This window comes from Paenibacillus sp. FSL R5-0519 (assembly GCF_037974275.1).
GTDB lineage: Bacteria > Bacillota > Bacilli > Paenibacillales > Paenibacillaceae > Paenibacillus.
In genome coordinates, this window is record NZ_CP150234.1 from 2,595,920 (window position 1) to 2,614,493 (window position 18,574).

The 18,574-nt window shown below is 42.4% G+C and carries 24 protein-coding genes; 20 read left to right on the forward strand and 4 right to left on the reverse strand.

Going from position 1 to position 18,574, the window contains the following annotated elements; all coding sequences use genetic code 11:
- Positions 1-68 precede the first annotated feature (68 nt).
- The 3 genes from MKY73_RS11885 to glnA all read left to right on the forward strand — a co-directional run bounded on the left by MKY73_RS11885 (position 69) and on the right by glnA (position 3,276).
- A complete protein-coding gene (locus MKY73_RS11885) occupies positions 69-1,322 on the forward strand; it encodes a methionine gamma-lyase family protein (protein WP_339307627.1) in 1,254 nt (417 codons plus the stop codon).
- An 82-nt stretch (positions 1,323-1,404) separates the two neighbouring features.
- On the forward strand, positions 1,405-1,818 hold the full coding sequence (locus tag MKY73_RS11890; protein WP_056689944.1) for a MerR family transcriptional regulator: 414 nt from the start codon (positions 1,405-1,407) through the stop codon (positions 1,816-1,818).
- Between the two features lie 129 nt (positions 1,819-1,947).
- Positions 1,948-3,276: a type I glutamate--ammonia ligase gene (gene glnA / locus MKY73_RS11895; protein ID WP_091029299.1), complete on the forward strand. Its 1,329-nt coding sequence runs from the start codon at positions 1,948-1,950 to the stop codon at positions 3,274-3,276.
- A gap of 111 nt (positions 3,277-3,387) precedes the next feature.
- On the opposite strand, the gene MKY73_RS11900 is transcribed toward glnA, so the two are convergent.
- The 3 genes from MKY73_RS11900 to MKY73_RS11910 all read right to left on the reverse strand — a co-directional run bounded on the left by MKY73_RS11900 (position 3,388) and on the right by MKY73_RS11910 (position 5,407).
- Positions 3,388-4,521: a site-specific integrase gene (locus MKY73_RS11900; protein ID WP_339307628.1), complete on the reverse strand. Its 1,134-nt coding sequence runs from the start codon at positions 4,519-4,521 to the stop codon at positions 3,388-3,390.
- 76 nt (positions 4,522-4,597) lie between these two features.
- Complete coding sequence (locus MKY73_RS11905) at positions 4,598-5,005, reverse strand: ImmA/IrrE family metallo-endopeptidase (protein ID WP_282321047.1); 408 nt, start codon at positions 5,003-5,005, stop codon at positions 4,598-4,600.
- A 3-nt stretch (positions 5,006-5,008) separates the two neighbouring features.
- The gene (locus MKY73_RS11910) at positions 5,009-5,407 is read right to left on the reverse strand and encodes a helix-turn-helix domain-containing protein (protein ID WP_145148561.1); all 399 of its coding nucleotides are present in this window, start codon (positions 5,405-5,407) and stop codon (positions 5,009-5,011) included.
- A gap of 108 nt (positions 5,408-5,515) precedes the next feature.
- On the opposite strand from MKY73_RS11910, the gene MKY73_RS11915 reads away from it, so the two are divergent.
- The 15 genes from MKY73_RS11915 to MKY73_RS11985 all read left to right on the forward strand — a co-directional run bounded on the left by MKY73_RS11915 (position 5,516) and on the right by MKY73_RS11985 (position 16,717).
- Positions 5,516-5,752, forward strand: coding sequence for a helix-turn-helix transcriptional regulator (locus tag MKY73_RS11915; protein ID WP_036674139.1), 237 nt, complete (start codon positions 5,516-5,518; stop codon positions 5,750-5,752).
- Positions 5,753-5,863: 111 nt separating this feature from the next.
- Complete coding sequence (locus tag MKY73_RS11920; protein ID WP_339307630.1) at positions 5,864-6,133, forward strand: group-specific protein; 270 nt, start codon at positions 5,864-5,866, stop codon at positions 6,131-6,133.
- 36 nt (positions 6,134-6,169) lie between these two features.
- The gene (locus tag MKY73_RS11925; RefSeq protein WP_339307631.1) at positions 6,170-7,312 is read left to right on the forward strand and encodes a ParB N-terminal domain-containing protein; all 1,143 of its coding nucleotides are present in this window, start codon (positions 6,170-6,172) and stop codon (positions 7,310-7,312) included.
- Complete coding sequence (locus tag MKY73_RS11930) at positions 7,290-7,721, forward strand: ORF6C domain-containing protein (RefSeq protein WP_339307632.1); 432 nt, start codon at positions 7,290-7,292, stop codon at positions 7,719-7,721. The genes MKY73_RS11925 and MKY73_RS11930 overlap by 23 nt, the downstream gene beginning before the upstream one ends.
- 208 nt (positions 7,722-7,929) lie before the next feature.
- Positions 7,930-8,202: a hypothetical protein gene (locus tag MKY73_RS11935; RefSeq protein WP_339307634.1), complete on the forward strand. Its 273-nt coding sequence runs from the start codon at positions 7,930-7,932 to the stop codon at positions 8,200-8,202.
- A gap of 136 nt (positions 8,203-8,338) precedes the next feature.
- Positions 8,339-9,361 carry a replication protein gene (locus MKY73_RS11940; protein WP_339307636.1) on the forward strand — a complete coding sequence of 341 codons (1,023 nt, stop codon included), beginning with the start codon at positions 8,339-8,341 and terminating at the stop codon, positions 9,359-9,361.
- Between the two features lie 4 nt (positions 9,362-9,365).
- Positions 9,366-10,322, forward strand: a complete 957-nt coding sequence (dnaI, locus tag MKY73_RS11945; RefSeq protein WP_339307638.1) for a primosomal protein DnaI — start codon at positions 9,366-9,368, stop codon at positions 10,320-10,322.
- A 128-nt stretch (positions 10,323-10,450) separates the two neighbouring features.
- The gene (dnaN, locus tag MKY73_RS11950) at positions 10,451-11,581 is read left to right on the forward strand and encodes a DNA polymerase III subunit beta (RefSeq protein WP_339307639.1); all 1,131 of its coding nucleotides are present in this window, start codon (positions 10,451-10,453) and stop codon (positions 11,579-11,581) included.
- On the forward strand, positions 11,581-12,093 hold the full coding sequence (locus MKY73_RS11955; protein ID WP_339307640.1) for a DUF1064 domain-containing protein: 513 nt from the start codon (positions 11,581-11,583) through the stop codon (positions 12,091-12,093). The genes dnaN and MKY73_RS11955 overlap by 1 nt, the downstream gene beginning before the upstream one ends.
- Positions 12,053-12,346, forward strand: coding sequence for a hypothetical protein (locus MKY73_RS11960; RefSeq protein ID WP_339307641.1), 294 nt, complete (start codon positions 12,053-12,055; stop codon positions 12,344-12,346). The genes MKY73_RS11955 and MKY73_RS11960 overlap by 41 nt, the downstream gene beginning before the upstream one ends.
- 99 nt (positions 12,347-12,445) lie before the next feature.
- Positions 12,446-12,625 carry a hypothetical protein gene (locus MKY73_RS11965; protein ID WP_145323072.1) on the forward strand — a complete coding sequence of 60 codons (180 nt, stop codon included), beginning with the start codon at positions 12,446-12,448 and terminating at the stop codon, positions 12,623-12,625.
- A 256-nt stretch (positions 12,626-12,881) separates the two neighbouring features.
- Positions 12,882-13,547 (forward strand): HNH endonuclease, encoded by a 666-nt coding sequence (locus MKY73_RS11970; RefSeq protein WP_339307642.1) that lies wholly within the window; start codon positions 12,882-12,884, stop codon positions 13,545-13,547.
- Between the two features lie 84 nt (positions 13,548-13,631).
- The gene (locus tag MKY73_RS11975) at positions 13,632-14,432 is read left to right on the forward strand and encodes a DNA adenine methylase (RefSeq protein WP_339307644.1); all 801 of its coding nucleotides are present in this window, start codon (positions 13,632-13,634) and stop codon (positions 14,430-14,432) included.
- 345 nt (positions 14,433-14,777) lie between these two features.
- Positions 14,778-15,890: a transposase gene (locus MKY73_RS11980; RefSeq protein ID WP_339307645.1), complete on the forward strand. Its 1,113-nt coding sequence runs from the start codon at positions 14,778-14,780 to the stop codon at positions 15,888-15,890.
- 197 nt (positions 15,891-16,087) lie between these two features.
- Positions 16,088-16,717 carry a hypothetical protein gene (locus tag MKY73_RS11985; protein ID WP_339307646.1) on the forward strand — a complete coding sequence of 210 codons (630 nt, stop codon included), beginning with the start codon at positions 16,088-16,090 and terminating at the stop codon, positions 16,715-16,717.
- A gap of 81 nt (positions 16,718-16,798) precedes the next feature.
- Here the strand turns inward: MKY73_RS11985 and MKY73_RS11990 are convergent, their stop codons facing one another.
- On the reverse strand, positions 16,799-17,506 hold the full coding sequence (locus tag MKY73_RS11990; RefSeq protein WP_339307648.1) for an NPCBM/NEW2 domain-containing protein: 708 nt from the start codon (positions 17,504-17,506) through the stop codon (positions 16,799-16,801).
- Positions 17,507-17,820: 314 nt separating this feature from the next.
- Here MKY73_RS11990 and MKY73_RS11995 point away from each other — a divergent pair, with 314 nt between their 5' ends.
- The gene (locus MKY73_RS11995; RefSeq protein ID WP_282321068.1) at positions 17,821-17,991 is read left to right on the forward strand and encodes a hypothetical protein; all 171 of its coding nucleotides are present in this window, start codon (positions 17,821-17,823) and stop codon (positions 17,989-17,991) included.
- Between the two features lie 68 nt (positions 17,992-18,059).
- Positions 18,060-18,548, forward strand: a complete 489-nt coding sequence (locus MKY73_RS12000) for a tyrosine-type recombinase/integrase (RefSeq protein ID WP_339308562.1) — start codon at positions 18,060-18,062, stop codon at positions 18,546-18,548.
- The last annotated feature ends 26 nt before the right edge of the window (positions 18,549-18,574 follow it).

Here is an 18,574-nt window from a genome sequence, read left to right on the forward strand (position 1 = left end):
GATGTGATAAGTTACACGATAATGGCTATTCAACGTCAGATTCGTGCTATGAAGGGGAATGAAGTAAGATGGTAAGCTTTGATTCAGCAATATCTGAACTTCAGCAACAAGTGGAGCGTCAGATTGAAGGACAACTTCAACAGATTGATCGGATCACAGATCACAATCAATGGAAAGTGATTAATGCTTTCCAACAGCGAAAAGTAAGTGATTTTCATTTTGCAGGTTCAACAGGTTATGCGTATAACGATCGTGGGCGTGAAGTGCTCGATGAAGTATATGCTGATGTGTTCGGCGCGGAATCCGCGTTGGTACGTCCTCATTTTGCTTCAGGTACACATACGATTAGTACAGCACTGTTTGGCGTATTGCGCCCAGGTGACGAACTATTGTACATCACGGGTAAGCCTTATGACACATTGCATAAAGTGATTGGCAAACCCGGTGATGGCACAGGTTCCTTACGCGATTTTGGCATCGGCTATCGGGAGACGGCCTTAACTGCTGAAGGTGGAGTGGACTGGGAAGCAGTTGAGAAAAGCATAACACCGGCTACAAAAGTCATTGGGATTCAACGTTCACGTGGTTATGACTGGCGCTCATCCTTCTGTGTTGCTGAGATCGCTGAGATGGTTACACGTGTTAAAGCAATGAAGGAAGATGTCATCGTATTTGTGGATAATTGTTACGGTGAATTCACGGAGGAACGTGAACCGACAGAAGTCGGAGTTGATCTGATGGCCGGATCACTTATCAAGAATCCTGGTGGAGGCATTGCGGAAACCGGTGGATACATATGTGGGAAGGAACAGTACGTACAGCTTGCAGCCTATCGCCTGACAGCCCCGGGAATCGGGGGAGAAGTGGGAGCCATGCTGGGGACAACACGTGGCATCTACCAAGGACTTTACATGGCACCGACAATTGTAGGACAAGCTATTAAAGGCAGTACGTTTGCTGCTGCGATGTTTGCTGAATCGGGATTTGTAACCAAGCCCGCTTGGAATGAAGTTCGTACAGATCTGATTCAGGCTGTTCAGTTCAGCTCTGCTGAGCATTTAATTGCTTTTGTGCAGGGGATTCAGCGTGCAGCAGCTGTAGATAGTCATGTGGTTCCTGAACCGTGGGATATGCCTGGTTATGAACATCCTGTCATTATGGCGGCAGGTACGTTCATTCAGGGCGGAAGTCTGGAATTATCAGCCGACGCGCCTATTCGGGAGCCGTATATCGGGTATATGCAAGGCGGATTAACGTACTCTCATGTCAAATATGGCGTTTTGATGGCATTACAGACCATGAAAGATCGTAAATTATTGTGAGTTTATCTAACACGTCATTGACACTTGGTAACAACTAAATGTACAATAGGGTGAAGAATAGATGACTGGAAGGTTGATGAACATGGGTGATGAAATTCGCAGAAATATGGCCTTATTCCCAATTGGTATTGTAATGAAACTTACGGATCTGTCTGCACGTCAGATTCGTTATTATGAGCAGCACAGCTTGATCGTTCCTGCGAGAACGTCAGGTAATCAGCGATTATTCTCTTTTAATGACGTAGAGAGATTGCTAGAGATCAAGGCTTTGATTGAAAAAGGAGTTAACATCGCAGGGATCAAACAAGTGATGAATCCTGTTTCGAAAGAATCCGAGGAAGCTACAGTTATCACGCCAGATACAGAAGTTAAACGCAGAGAACTGTCCGATACGCAGTTGCATCGCTTGCTGAAGCAGCAGCTTGTGTCAGGTAAGAGACCAGGACAAGTATCTCTCATTCAGGGAGAGCTTTCCCGATTTTTTAATAAAAAGTAAGTTCGCCTAACTTGGCGAGTGAGAGGAAATCATGCACTTATGGTGTAAGAATCCTTGACCCGTGGAACTTTCTCATGTACAAATATAACAGGCAAGCCAAATACGCAGATAAGAAAGGGAGAGGTTATAGTGAGCTATACAAAAGAAGACATTCTCCGCATTTCGAAAGAAGAAAACGTACGATTCATTCGATTGCAATTTACCGATTTGCTTGGAGCTATCAAAAACGTTGAGATTCCTGTGAGCCAGTTGACTAAGGCTCTGGATAACAAAATGATGTTCGATGGATCTTCCATTGAAGGTTATGTACGTATTGAAGAGTCCGACATGTACCTCTATCCAGATCTAGATTCTTGGCTTATTTTCCCATGGGTAGCAGAGAACCGTGTTGCACGCCTGATCTGTGACGTATACCTTCCGGATGGTAACCCGTTCCCAGGAGACCCACGTGGTATCTTGAAACGGAACCTGAAGGAAGCCCAAGATATGGGATTCACTTCCTTCAACGTAGGTCCTGAACCGGAGTTCTTCTTGTTCAAAACAGACGAAAAAGGAAACCCGACCAACGAGCTGAATGACCAAGGTGGATATTTCGACTTGGCACCTACGGATCTTGGTGAAAACTGTCGCCGTGACATCGTTATCACACTTGAAGAAATGGGCTTTGAGATCGAAGCTTCCCACCATGAGGTAGCTCCAGGTCAGCATGAGATCGACTTTAAATATGCTGATGCGCTGAAAGCAGCTGATCAGATCCAAACGTTCAAACTCGTTGTTAAAACGATTGCACGTCAGCATGGTTTACATGCTACATTCATGCCGAAACCACTGTTTGGTATGAACGGATCCGGTATGCACTGCAACCAATCCTTGTTCAAAGGCAATGAGAACGCATTCGTTGACGAGTCGGACGAGCTTGGTTTGAGCAAAACTGCACGTCACTTCATGGCTGGAACTCTGAAGCATGCACGTGCGTTTGCAGCAATTACTAACCCAACTGTGAACTCATACAAACGTCTTGTACCAGGTTATGAAGCACCTTGTTATGTAGCATGGTCTGCGAGTAATCGTAGCCCAATGATCCGTATTCCGGCTTCCCGTGGTCTGAGCACACGTGTTGAAGTTCGTAACCCGGATCCGGCTGCTAACCCTTACCTGGCTTTGGCTGTTTTGTTGAAAGCAGGTCTGGACGGAATCAAACGTGAGCTTTCCTTACCAGCTCCAATTGACCGTAACATCTACATCATGTCAGAAGAAGAGCGTGTGGAAGAAGGCATTCCAAGCTTGCCAGCTGACCTGAAAGAAGCATTGAATGAATTGATCCGTAGCGAAGTCATCTGTGATGCTCTCGGCGACCACGCCTTGGCTCACTTCTATGAGCTGAAAGAAATTGAGTGGGATATGTACCGTACACAAGTCCACCAATGGGAACGCGATCAATATATTACTTTGTACTAATAGCTCAATCCCTTGGCGCTCTATCGCTGAGGGGTTTTTCTTTTTGTGGGCAAGTACCTATATATTTAAAGAAAAATCAAAGTGCCCACAAAATGCCCACAAAATATTTTTCTATTCGAAAATTTCTTCAGTGAATTTCTCAAATCTATCTATATTGCTTTTCTGGATCTTGCCTGAGATGTGGGCATATACATCTGATGTGATCTGAATACTTCCGTGACCTAATTGTTCTTGAACGAATTTCATATCTGCCCCGGACTCAAGTAAAAGAACCGCGCAGGTATGTCGGAGAGAGTGAATGGGGAGGGATGGAAGATCACAACGTTGTAAGATGCGGGAGAAGGCATTGAACAATGATGATTTAGGCATGAAGTTTCCATCTTCCCTACATAGAACCAGATCAAGGTCATGGTGGTATCTATCCCCAAGTATCCCTTTGTTATGTTCCTGCCACTCTCTGTGAAATTTGATGTCATTTACTAGATTTGTAGTAATTTTTATTTTTCTTTCTGATTTTTCTGTCTTGGTGTCACCGAATAATTCTTCTTTGTTTTTCGCTGTAAAATCTAGAGTTTCATCAATTGTAATAAAATGATTATCCAAATCAATATCGATCCATTTTAGAGCAGCTGCTTCGCCTTTTCGCATACCAGTTTCAATTAACACTCGGAAAAATATCCAGTATACATAACCATAATGACGAGAGTTTTGCATAAACAATGGTATATCATCGGAATCAATAAAGTGGACTTCCTTCTTTTTACGCTTAATTTTTATTTCGACACCTAGACATGGATTTTTTTCTAATTTTCCGATTACAACAGCTTTTTGTAAGGCATTATGCATTGTGGAATGAATCAATTCAACCGTACGTCGGCTATATCCTTTCTCACTAATATGGTTTATAAAATTTTGGTACATAATTGGCTTCACATCTCGTATAAGCATGTTTTTAAAAAAAGGGATAATATGATTTTTAATGTTGTTCTGATGAAGTAATAATGTATTCTTACGAACACTTCCTTTCTTATATTCATTGATCCAAAAATCTAGATAATCTTGAAGCGATAAATCAGATTGTTCATAGCCAGCAGCAAGCTTTCTTTCAAATTCTCTAACTGCCAACTGCGCTTCTTTTTTTGAATCGAATCCTCTTTGTGCCTTCTCTCGAAATTTCTGTGTGAAAGGGTCCTTGTACCTTAGTCGATACTCCCATCCAGTCCCATGTTTTTTATAGCTAGCCAAATAAAAACCTCCTATAAAGAACGTATGTTCTGTTTTTGTATATGTTAAACCGTCTTGCAACGGTGGAAGCGCAAGATTACATAAAGCTATGTAGTTCAGGTGGAATAGAGCAGCGTCTTAGTAACTGTTCCTTCGTTTCCCCAAGTTCTGGTTCAATTGTTGCTGTCAGTAACTTAATTGCAAACTGATTTGCCTGTCTTTCGTATTTTCCTGCATTAAAGAATGAGTGTTCATCTAAGAAGAATCTGCTTATGCCGGGGTGGAGACGATCATGGGCGAGTTCGTGGGCACAAACAAATCTCATCCAAGGCTCACTTAGATCAGAGTTAATTACGATAAAGCGCCGCCTTAGTTTACGATAGTACATGCCACGTGTATTCTTCCCAAGATCACTGTACCAAACCTTAATGTTAAGTCTTTCTGCAATTATAAAGGGATCGTTTGTCTTGAAGCGTTTAATGAGTCCTTGAACGATATCGTCCATAGGCTATTCCTCTTTCTTTTTACGACCGTAGGTTTTCTTGTTATCTTTTTTAGCGTCCCAAAACATTGCTTCCATAACTCGTTTGATTTTTTCTTTATCCTCACCTGAGATAGGTACCCCGTCAAACATTACGTCTCCATCTTCCTCTAACATTGTTTTGAAATCTCTTTTATCTTTGGGAGTTGCCCATTCGGGAAGTACTGTTGAATCTCTACCCAGCAGAAAATCTACTGAAACTTGATGCAGTTCGGCTAATTTATCAATAAACTCAATGTCAGGTTTTGCGATACTATTTTCCCATGAATTGTACCTAGGACGTTTGATACCGAGTCTTTCTGCCATTTGATCTTGAGTTAATCCTTTTTTTTCGCGTAATTCAGTTAACCTCTGACCTAGTTTCATTTTGTACAATTTCTCCTTTTTAATAAGAAAGATAATAAAATTATCAAAATAATATTGACGATAATATAATTATCAAATATAATCAGAGACAAGGAGGTGAACAGTTTAGTGGAAACACAAAAGCGACAATTTTTCTCAGACTGTAGGAAACATAAAGGCACACAAGCAAAAGTGGCTCAAGATAATAAAATCTCAACGGTTTATGTTCGAATGATTGAGAATGGAACATTTACTCCTGGCAGAGATCTCATGTTCAAATTATCAAAATATTTCGGTCATCCAGCAGAAAAACTGTTTCCTGATTATTTTGAAAGGCTTCTTAGTCATGCAAAAAGCGATAATTAAATTATCTACTGTTAATATAAACGATAATATAAATATCGTCAATAATGTAGAATATATTTTTTTGACCTAATTGATAATTAAATTATCAATCTATCGGGAAAGGAGATTTTTATGCTATCGATCAGCGTTGATGAAAAAGAAATAAAAAAACTCCTAAAGGAGAAAGTGACAGAGATTTTAAAAGAAGCCGACGCTGAGTATATCTTCTGGGATGCCTCCGAATTGAAGCGCAGGACTTGCATGAGTTGGAATTTCATTCAGGATCAATTCTTCTTTGATAAAAGGTTTCCTAAAAGGAAAGTCGGAAGTAAATGGTACTTTCCAGCAAGAGAAACACGTGAATTTTTGGAAGAGTGGCTAGCTGAACAGCCAGTAATATGAAGATTCTATTTTAAACGTTCTGGAAGGAGAATCAGGGTGTTAATTGACACTAATAAAATCAAAGTCAGTGACCGAATCCGAAAAGATTTTGGCGGCATTGAAGAATTAGCAAAAGATATCGAACAAAACGGTCTCATTAATCCTATCGTTGTAACACCAGATTATCAGTTAATTGCAGGGGAACGCCGCTTGCGTGCTCATCAATACCTGGGACGTAAAGAGGTAGTAGTCCGAGTGATGGAAATCAGCGACTTTGAACATCAACTTCGGCTTGAGATTTCAGAAAATGAGCACCGAAAAGAATTCACCTTCTCGGAGCGAGTTGAATGGGCAAAACGCCTTGAAGACGTCGAGCGAATTAAGGCCAAGGAACGGATGGCAGGAGGCAAGGAAATTGTTCCTGAGCAGCCAACCGGACAGGTTAGAGATATCGTTGCAGAACAAGCAGGATTTGGTTCTGGTAAAACGTATGATAAAGCCAAATTTATCATGGAGAATGCTACGGCGGAAATCATTCAGCAACTCGACGAAGGAATCATTTCAACACATAAGGCTTTTACGGAAACAAAAGAACGTCTTGAAGCCGCAGTCCGAGAAGCAGAAACGCGGGCACTGCAAGCTGAACAAGAGAAAGAAGAACTTCAACGGCGATACAAGGATGCGATTCCAGCCGTTCAGGTGGACGAAGCAGTAGCAGCGGCAGTAGAACGCCGAGATGAAGAGACAGAAGTTCTTCTGGAACAGAAAGCTCAGGAAGCTGAACGGAAGATTAAAGAGCGTGACCAATACTGGAAAGCCAAGCTTCAGGACGATGTGGAAGCTGAGCGTCTGAAGGTAGAAGAACTGAAAGTCGGTTATCAGCGGACGAAAGAAGAATTGGAGACTATGAAGCTTCAGCAGCCAGATGACTTCGATGAACAACTGGCGACAACTCAAATGAAGAAACTTCGCTTCGAAGCTGATAGCAACACCATACAAATTAGCATCCATGTGAAACAGTTTCTCCAAAAGGTTGGAATTACATCGTTCATGCTCGGTGCAGTATCTGGCGCAAGCACGAGTGAGAAGAAACGGCTGTCAGAAGGTCTTGATATGCTCCAATCCTTCATAGACCAACTTCGTCCGGCAATTAATTCGAGAAAGGTGGTAAATCTGAATGACAACATTGATGAATCCTAATCAGCCTGACTTCTTGTCGGTTGTTGAAAGACAGATGCAGTTAACTGAAGCTCAAGGTATGGCGATTCGTGGTTTGGTGGATGGCATCAGACAGATGCAAGAGGATGTAGCAGAAAAGGTTGGAGAGGTCCAAGTGATGGTTCAGGAGGTCCGGGACAGCGTGACTCTGACGGATGCGGAGTGCTACCAACTCCAGTCTCTTGTTCGCAAGAAGTCGAATTTATTAACGAAGGACCGATACAAGGAGTCAGATGAGAAATTCAAAGACTTGGTCGGTCGGTACCGCCGGATGATCTGGAGTAAGTTGAAAGAACGATTCGAAGTAGCGAAATACAGCCATGTACGGCGTATCGACTTTGATGACGCAGTTGATTTCATTAAGGAATTTCGTCCGGAAGACTACATCTGATCTGACAGGAGTTGAAGCCGATGGTATACAAATTTATGACTCTGGATGACTTAGCACGTATCTGGTCACACAAGCCACTACAATATTCGATCATACAGAGAAACATCGCTAAAAAGAAATGATGATACACACTCATAAGTTGATGCAAACCAGAGTGTTGCGAAGACAGATCAGGGATTTGTGTGACGATGCAATTGATGCATTAGCAATGGAGCGTAGTATCAAACCCATCAAACAACAAATCAAGGTGCTCCGTATCGGTCTTGAAGAATTGGAACGATCAATCGATAAGAACGCAGAGTATGAAGGTCTAATTTGGAAAGAGCCATCAGGCTATAAGGTTGAAGGGACAGTGATTGGTTTGTGTAAGCACTGCGATAGAGAGGTTTTCTCTGGACAAAAAACACCTGATCCAAAAGAAGAAGGACTCTTTTGTAACTACTATTGCAGAAGAGTCTACCGCAACAACAGTATCAAATGAGTCCTTAGATTAATCGTGCTACCAACACGATCATTTGTTAAATCAACTACACATGACTTTATCATAAATTTATTATTTTGCAAGTATTCGCAATAAACGTAAGAAGATAGAAATCAGAAGTTCCGGGGTGAGGTGAGTGGCAAGTCCCCAGTTAGGAAACGGATACATCGGCATAGCTAATGAGATATGGGATGAGATCATCAGCAGGAAGTTCACCGAACGTCAGCAGAAGATTCTCAAACTCGTTCTAAGATTATCGTATGGCTGTCAAAAGAAAGAGGCTGTCATACCCCTCCTGAAGCATTTTGAACTATGTGGAGTGCGTATTCAGGACGCGAAGAAAGAAATTGTTTACTTGCAACAATGCAAAGTAATCATGTGGGACGGAAATCAAGTTTATTCGCTCAATAAAAACTATGATGAATGGCGAGTTAATCTTGTGAAAGAGTGGGATAAAGACAAGTTTTCAGAACTCATTTCTATTAATTTAAGTGCTAAAAAAGTTACGAAAAGTGTAACTGAAAAAGAACAGAAACATGCTGGAAGTTACGAAAAGTGTAACTCCGAAGTTACGAAAAGTGTAACTGATGAGTTACGAAAAGTGGAAGTCGAAGAGGGCCCAATCCCTTGTGGGAGTAAGAGTGAAGGCACCTCTAAAGACATGTTTAAAGACAGTATTAAAGTTAGTTGTTGTTTAAGTGATCCTGATTCGGTATTTGAACCATACAAGGGAAACCCGGATTCTGTTCCTAATCCTGAAGCAGATACTGGCTCTGATCAGGAGGTTTCCCAAATCGATTACCGCAATCAAGTGGCAGCTCGTTATCTCCAGAGGAGAGGGAAGGGACTGGAGATATCATTCAACGATGAAGAGACTGTTACGCAGTTCATGGCTGAAAGGATTCCGCTCCAAACAGTCATAGACGGGATTGACCAGGCATTCAACAATTTTAGACCCAAAAACAAATGGGATCAGATACGAAACCTGAGTTATTGCGCCACGGTTGTATATTCGCTGCATGCGAAGCGAGAAAACTCAAATCAGGTTGTAGTTCCAGTGCCGGACACTCGGCCTGAGGAAGAATCATCCGAAGCTTCTGTGACAGAGAATGATTTAAAAGAAATGTTGGCTGCTTTACGGTCAAAACAAGGAGTGTGAGAGTATGGGGAGCTTCGAAAAAGAATTAAAGGCGCTGATCCCTCCTGATTTTGCGGAAAGACAGCAGGCGGCTATCCGACAGATTGATAACCATCCAGAAATAAAGCGGCTTAGACAAGCGTACCCTGATCGTTCAGGCGACCTGATTAGCCCACGAAGATATAGAGATGTATCAGAGCACCTTGCTCAATGTGATGCATGCGATGCGTGTCCTGGTCTAGCGAGCTGTCAGAACGTCCAGAAGGGGCATAGGAGCGTCGAAGAGCCTAACCCCGATAAATCGGACGAGTTAGTGTTTCGGCTCAGTAAATGCGATTTACTGAAGTCTCACGAGCGACAACAGGGAATAGGGCAACGGATTAAAAGCCACTTCATCCCACAACACATTTTGAACGCCGCCTTTGATGATATTGAACCTGATCCACAGCGATTAGCTGCGATAACGGCGGCGGTCAAATTCTGTAGCACATTTAATCAGGGGCAAACGACAGAAGGATTGTATCTTTATGGCCCGATGGGTGTAGGTAAAAGCCTGATCGCTGGAGCGATTGCACAAGAACTTGCCAAATGTGACATCGATGTTCTCATGGTTTATGTCCCGGATTTTCTACTCGAAGTCAAGGATGCTATTGGTTCCAAGACAGAAACAGTTGAGAGCAAACTTGATTCTCTACGGACAGCATCTGTACTGATACTCGATGATATTGGAGCTGAGACATTAACCATCTGGACAAGGGATGAAGTGATTGGGCCAATACTCCAGCGGCGCATGGAGCGTTTGCCGACAATATATACTTCCAATTTGACAGTTAATGAACTGAGACATCACTTTGCTAATGTAAAAGATGCCAAAGAGATGGACAGAAAGCAGCATGAGAAGAAGGCAGAGCGGATCATTGAGCGGATTGAACCTTTTGCAAAAACAATATCGGTAGGCGGAAGAAATAGACGGAGGGGATAGTAGAATGTGCAAAACATGCGATGGCGCAAAGGTAACTTACCAATTTAAAGGCGCAATGATGATGTTGGGTCCTTGCCCAACATGCAATCCACAAGCTAAAAAAGAAGTAAAGGAGGGAATCCGACCTTATGAAAATAGTCGTGGATAGTGAGCTGCTGGTTGAAGCTCTCGAAGATGCAAGTAAGGCTTTTGCGAGTAAGAGCCTCATGCCGATTCTTGATTGCTTCTTGATCGAAGCAAACAGCGAAGGGCTTAAAGTTACCGGGACGGATACTCGGACAACAATTCAGTCGTACATCTTCAGCAAGGATGTCCAGGTAGATTCGGATGGAGTGATAGCGATTCCGAAACTATCGTTGGAAATGATGAAGAAACTTACTGGCGATGTCAGTATTGAGACTAAGGGAACTACTGTGATTATTAGGTCCCGAAAGAAAGAAATCGACATGGGTATTTTCGATCCGCAGGAATTCCCGCAAGTGCCGACTATTGACGACAGTGAGTTGTTCGAAACTACTGGCAAGGAACTCAGGAGACTATTCAAAAAGGCAACTTATGCAGCCGATCCCACGGGTAAAAATGCAGCAATACTCGCAGGAGCACACATCTATATCGATGACGGTTTGATTGGTATTGAAGCGACAGATAGACATCGACTCGCAAAAACGGAGTATGCCACAGATGTTAATAAATTAGGTGGAGCTGTTATAGAGGCTAAGGCACTCGGGGATCTCCAAAAGATAATTTTGGATAAAGACAATATCGAATTTGGCTTCTCGAAGTCTTTTACTGGAGAAGTAGTTCACGTATTTGCTAGGACGGATCGGTTCACCTTCTATTCCCGAGTGTTAGAAGGAGCATTCCCGGATGTGAGCCGGATGTCAGTTGTGCCAGAGGGTGTCACCAAAATAACAGTAGATAAAAAAGAGTTAATGAATTGTCTTGAAATGATTTACACACTCGCAAAGGAAGACAAGCACAACAAAATAATTCTCAACATCTCAGAAGAAGAAATGAGTATTCGAGGGCAAGGGAAAGAGACTGGAAAGGCAAGCGAAAGTATTGTTCCTCTGTCGTTTAGCGGTGAAGATTTCGCTGTTGCCTTAAACTCAAAATACTTCATGGATGCCATCAAAGCATTGGATGGAGATCAAGTAACTTTGGTGTGCTCAGGTAAAGTCAAACCTATCTATATTCTGGATGAGAGTGATGAAAGATCGGTTCACATTGTACTTCCTTATAGGACGGAAGAAGTGTAATGAACAAATACAATGCAACCAAAGTGATCGTCACTGAAGACGGGACATTGTTCTCGGAATGGATCGTTAAAAAGCACAATCTGGATATAACCGGTATACGATTCGATAGCATAGCTGAGGGAGAGTATTATCAGCTCCTTCTCCAGCAAAAGAGGTTTGGGGAGATTAAAGCCTTCGAATGTCATCCTAAATTTGTTCTTCAAGAGAAACCGAAGGTCACTTACACTGCTGACTTCCTGGTAACTGAATTAGATGACAGTCAACGGGTGGTGGATATTAAAGGAGTGGAGACCTCCACGTTCCGCGTCAAACTGAAACTATTTCAAGCGAAATATCCGACTTTACCAATTGATATACTCGTCAAAAAACGCGGAGAATTCATACCGCTTGCCCAGTATAAGAAGGAAAAATCAGCGCGTAAACGAGCGGCGAATGCACTTAAAAAACGAGTAGATGAAGGGAGAATGCAAAATGAAAATCAAACATACCGTAATCAAAAACGAGGACATTAATAAGCATCTTAACCAACAGGAGAAAGAAGACTTGCTACGCTTGTTTCATAAAATTCAGTATGGTCGAGTATCGGAGGGGAAAGTTGGGTTTAACATGTACCTGGTCGTAAATACAGACGAAACTTACGCTGAAGACGTTGTACGTATATTACAAGAAAACGGTCATTGGGAACCAACATACGATCCAAATCAAATCGAGTTTAGGCAAGAGGGAGATACGATGGAGCTTCCAGAAACTGAGATGGAGGCATGAGTGGACAAAGCCCTGGACCCAAGGGCAAAGGAAACATTTCCTTACCTCATCTACGGAACATTCTACTTGAACTTAATAGTCAATTGGGAGGTGGGCTCTGTGACTGAAGCTGAGAAAGATGAATTCTCCACAGCTTTATCTGAAAGGTATGCGCAGGTTAAACAGTTAAGTTCTTCTAACAAAGAACTGATGAATACATGGGATGCAGTGATCAGCGATTTACCACCCGATATAAAATCAAAATTTGAAGAAAAACAAAATCGATTGTCGGCTTTGTAAAGGAGGTTTGGATATGAGTACTGTAGATCTGAAAAACTTTGATTAACAACATATTGAAGTGCAGAAAGCCATTGCTTTTTATGTTGGATACTCCCTTCAAGAAGTGCAAGCGACTGCCGAAGAAAGACAAGCGCATTACACTGTTTTGGAAAAGTTCGGATTATTGGAACCGCTAAATCCGTAGTGGAATCGTAGTGAATTAGGTTCAAAATATAAGCATAAGCACAGGAAATGCGAAGGGAAAGGCGGATGAGTAATGGCCCATCAGACATTCTGGAAACCGGAGAAAAAAGCGAAAGAAAAGAAAGCGAGCAGTTTCGGACGTGGCAAGAAAGAAAAGCGACCTGTTCCGGAATGGAAGAAGGGAATATTATCTCATCACCAATCCAGACCAGGTTCGAAGGAGCGCGGCGATTTCCCGAAAGAAGTCATAGCTCAGCTTATCGTAGAATCAAACGGGATTTGTGAATCCTGCAAGATTGTTGAAGCAACAACTACTCACCATGTATATCCGCGAGGTAGAAAAGGACGCGGTGTTAAGAACAACGGTCTTCGGCTTTGTTGGCCCTGTCATGATCGGATACAAACGAATGAGGAGTTGCTTCAGTTTTGGATATCTGCCTTCCGTGATAAATATGGAGACCACTTCTGGTTCGACGAACAAGATTGGGATGAATACAATCGGAAGCAAGATGCGCAACAGAAAGTGGATCAGGAAAAACAGAACCGTGAGCAATCATTAAATCCCGTTAAAGAGCTTATCTCTTCAGCGGCAGGACGTTCATTGAAAGCAAAAGAGGTCCGGCTTATTGAAATGATGGATGATAAACAAATCGCAATTTTCGAGACTTTGATTAACGATATCGTAAGAGTTGAAGAGAAGCATCAAGTTCCGTTTGGATACGGACACTTCGATGATTAATATGCAAATAATTAATATAACAACGAGTTTATAACGTTATCTGGGGTTGTGGTTCCCTGGATAACAGAGAAAGGGAGACAAGACATGAAGATGCCCAGGATTCTACATTACCCAGGGAGCAAATGGAGCATGACGGATTGGATTATCAGCCAGTTCCCTGATCACACCACATATCTGGAGCCCTTCTTCGGGAGCGGAGCCATACTTTTCAACAAAAGCAGATCTATTCTTGAAACAGTGAACGACCTGGATGGCGAAGTATCTAACCTGTTTCAGATCATTCGGGATCAACCTGAAGAACTGGCCAAACTTATTCATTGGACTCCATATGCCCGAGCAGAGTATTACAAGGGCTATGAAACCGAAGGGGACGATATCGAACGGGCACGCAGATTCTTGATCCGTTGCTGGATGGCCCGAGGCGGAAAAACAAGTGATCGGACAGGGTGGAGGCACATCATCGACTTGAACGCGCCGCATCCCGCTCGTGACTGGCAGAAGCTACCGGACAAAATAATGCAAGTGACTGACCGCTTACGCGATGTACAGATAGAATCTCAGCCTGCTGTGAAGCTAATTGAGCGATATAAACGCCCTGAAGTCCTTATATATGCAGATCCACCATACATCCTATCAACTCGCAGCAAGCGGATGTATAAGAACGAAATGAATGAGGATGACCACACGGAACTGCTTGATGTTCTGATGGATCATCCTGGACCGGTTGTACTTTCAGGATACGCGCATCCGATGTATGACGAGCGATTGGCAGATTGGCGGAGGGAAACAAAAACAGTTAAAGCAGAAGCGGGTCGGATCCGGACCGAGGTTTTATGGATTAATCCAATAGCCGCTGGCAAAGTCGGGCAGATGGCACTTTTTTAAGAGAGGAAGGGAATGAACTTAACACCAATTAATAAATAAACATATATATACACATCTCGAACGTCAATGCCCGAGTTTGAATATGTCGTTCGGGGTACATTCTAAAGCCTTGCATATTCTGTACAACGTATCAAACTGAATACCTTTAGTCTGGTTATTATCTAAGTCGTAAGCAGCCTTGTGGCTTATATTCGCTTCCCGAATCAGCCAGTATACACTTTTTTCTTTCTGCTCTAACAATTCTTTTGATGGCTACTTTCATTTAATTTACCTCCTTCTTTTTTCATACAATTGTACATTAGCTTTCAATAGTTATTGTATAGTATAGCTAAAGGTGGTGATTAAATGATTCTAGCTAAAAAGGTTAGAATTCGACCAACTCCTGAGCAGGAGCGGCAATTGTGGCGTTCGGCAGGGACGGCCCGCTGGGTGTACAATTTGACGATTGCCCGGCAAGAAGAGAATTACAAGAACGGCGGGAAGTTCTTGAACGATGGTTTAATGCGAAAAGAGTTGACGCAACTCAAGCAACGGGAAGAATATGCTTGGCTGTACGATGTGTCCAACAATGTAGCGAAACAAGCCGTAAAAGATGCTTGCGACGCATACAAGAAGATGTTCAAAGGACAATCCAAGAAACCGAAGTTCAAGAGCAAGAAGCGATCCAAACCAGTGTTCTACAACGACACTGTCAAGTTCAAGGTCAAAGACAGTAAGGTCTTACTCGAAAAAATAGGCTGGGTGGCAACGTCCGAACAACTTCCAGAATCGGACAAGTACAGCAATCCGCGCGTATCGTTTGACGGAAAGTATTGGTACGTATCTGTAGGTATTGAGCAGGAGCAAAAAATCCCTGAACTGTCGGACGAGGCGATTGGTATTGATGTAGGCATTAAAGAACTGGCGGTCTGTAGTAACGGAATGGTGTTTAAGAACATCAACAAGACATCCGCCGTAAGAAAGACAGAGAAACGATTGCGGAGGTTGCAACGCAAGGTTTCACGCAAATATGAGATGAACAAGGAGGGGAAGCGTTTCGTCAAGACATGCAACATTGTAAAAGTCGAAAAGTCCATTCGTTTGCTTCATCGGAGAATAACGAATATCCGTACCAATCACATTCATCAAGCCACAAGCGCTATAGCGAAAACCAAGCCGAGTGCCGTTGTAATGGAGGATTTGAATGTTAACGGGATGATGAAGAACCGCCACTTGAGCCAAGCGATTGCTGGGCAGAAGTTGCATGAGTTTACCCGGCAGATGAAATACAAGTGTGAAAAGATCGGTGCACTGTTTATTCAGGCCGACAGGTGGTTCCCGTCATCAAAATTGTGTTCGTGTTGCAGACAGATTAAGAATGAACTGAAGCTGTCTGAACGCACCTACGAATGTGATTGCGGATTAAAGATTAACCGTGACATGAACGCGGCAATCAACCTATCAAAATTAGTAGGATAACACTTGAACGTTACTGCTAATATGTAGGAATCGTTGCATCCGAATTAACGCCTGTGGAGTGCTATATCAAACAAGAGTAGTCTTCGGACAAAATTGGGCACGTCGAAGCAGGAAGCAAACAAGACTTGTGCATACTTGTACAATTTCTTGGCAACGAGAATACCCTCCCTTCCCACAACACAAAGGAGCGGATAAGCGTGAGTAATGATGAAGTAGTTGTAGTAGTCAACAGAGAAGATTTCGAGGATACAAATAAGATCATTCAACTCAACTTTTTCTCGGATGTAGATGAAGTGGATATCCGCAAAACCAAGTGGTTACTCGGAAAATATGTAGACATGATGGACATTATACAAAACTATGAATTCGCACTAAGGCAGATTGAGAATGGAATGTCAGCCTATGAGTTGTTGTCGGCAGAAGGATCGGTTGCTAAACGTGAGACGGGTCATGAACTAACTTCTGATGTAACGGCAAATTCTGTTATCATGAAGGACAAGCGGCATGCCAACTACGAGCTATACGTGTTCATATCCAACAATGTCCGATTTGCTATAAACAACTTAAAAGATGTACACGAAGGCGTTGCAGCAAGATTGTTATTCTTGGAAGGGAAAAAATACTTGAAAGCGCAGGAATACATGGAAAAAGGTTATCGTAAGGGCGTTCCTGGCATCGCGGCGACTACATTTGCAGATAAGCGGCGCAGGGCCATAGCTAACATAGCTAACAGTTTAAAATTCAATCGAACCTTAGATTTTGTAACAATTGACTATGGAAGAGGGCGGAATAACGAAGGGGAAATAGGCTTACTGATTCCGAGATGAAAAGCCTCGGGATGGAGATTACTTGAGTGGGTCGATTAAAAGAAATACATCCAGTCGGTACATTGACTGGATGTTTTATCATTACTGATACAACTTCGGCTCACCAATTAAAATGTTTGCATAATCACTCTTTGCACTGAACTCAATTTTCAGTTTCAGTACACCCTCTAGATTAATATCTACAGGTACCGCATGATCTCCGCCCTTCAAACCTTCATATGACTTAATGACTTCTCCGTCACCATAGAAAGTAACTGTGTACTCTCCTGAAGTATTTTTGTACTTATCCTCAATTCCCGCGAAAGCCGTCAGACGTTTATATTTTCCGTCCAGGTTATACTCAACCGATGTAACCTTCTCATCTTTCCATCCAGCGTCAACCCGTGTGAGAATGTTATTTCTGTACTCCGTCCCTGTCACCGTTTTATCGGATTCATTGAACCACATACGGTTATCATAGGCATCAAAACGTGCATAATCCTTGGATGTCAAATTGATACCATAGCCATCACGTTTACCAACCCATATAGCTTTGTTTTTACCGTCATACTCCACTTTCTCACCTAGACCTTCACTTACAAACCGTAGAGGAACATATGTAGTACCCTTATAAATGAAACTTACTTCTCCTGCTGCCTGCTTTTTTTCTACATTGTTAAACATAAACTTGAGGTTTGCGATATCAACTGTTACTGAATTACTCGCAGCCAATGCAGTCGCTCCAAACAGCATTCCAGCTGCTACAAAACCTGCAATAAATCCTTTTGATCCTGAAATCTTTTTAGTCATTATTTTCTCTCTCCTAATTCAATATTTACCAATTTTAATTCTATCGTATTACTTATTTTAGGACAATAGTAATATTTCTGAGGGCTGAAACATGACATTTGAACCAGGATTTAATGCACGCTTGCATAAGGGATGAATGGTGGTTAGTAGAATGGGGGACTAACGTCTTGTATTGATTAAACTATTCCTTAAATTATCCTTGTCCAGAAAAACGAAGTAATCCTGAATTAAAAACATGTTATCTTAAATCCATATAATAACGTAAATGAGAAGGTCGCTCTTAGGAGCGGCCTTTTTGTATTGGAGGGAAGAGTATGGAGGGTAACTATTTCAGCAGAAATGAACCGGCTATTCCAAGGGTATCGGACAAGCAGCCGGAACAGTGTCGTGGGTGTGGATGGGGAACGTGGACAGGAGTGAATCAATTATGTATTATGCCGAGATGTTGGAAAAAGGACCATGATCCAGAGAAGGTGATGAAATGAGGAAAGTCCAGCCGATCCGTGATGAACGGGTTATAGAAGGGATGAAGGAATACTTCTATATAAGAAGCATGCGCAATTACTTATTCTTTTGTATGGGTATATACAGCGGACTTCGTGTTTCTGACTTGCTTAGTCTAAGGGTGTGGCAAACGAAGGGAACTCACATAAGCATGGTTGAGCAAAAGAACAAGCATGCCAAAACGTTTATCATTCATCCAAGTATTCGATCAGATCTGGATGACTACACAGCCGACATGATTCCGACTGATTTTCTATTTCCCAGTCGCCAGGCAAAGACGGTTAGCCGGATGCGGAAACAGCCGATTGACCGAACGACAGCATATCGTTTTCTGAGTGAAGCAGCCAAAGAATTTCGCCTCAAAGACATAGGGGTTCACTCATTGCGTAAAACCTGGGCATACCGCCTTTATATGGACGATCCAGAGAATTTAGCGTTACTAATGGAAATGTTCGGACACATCGATCCGAGAGAGACTTTAGACTATATTGGGTTGACTCAGGACATGATGGACAGAGCGATTCTGAAATTAAGGTGATATGGGTGAAACATAAATCACCGTTT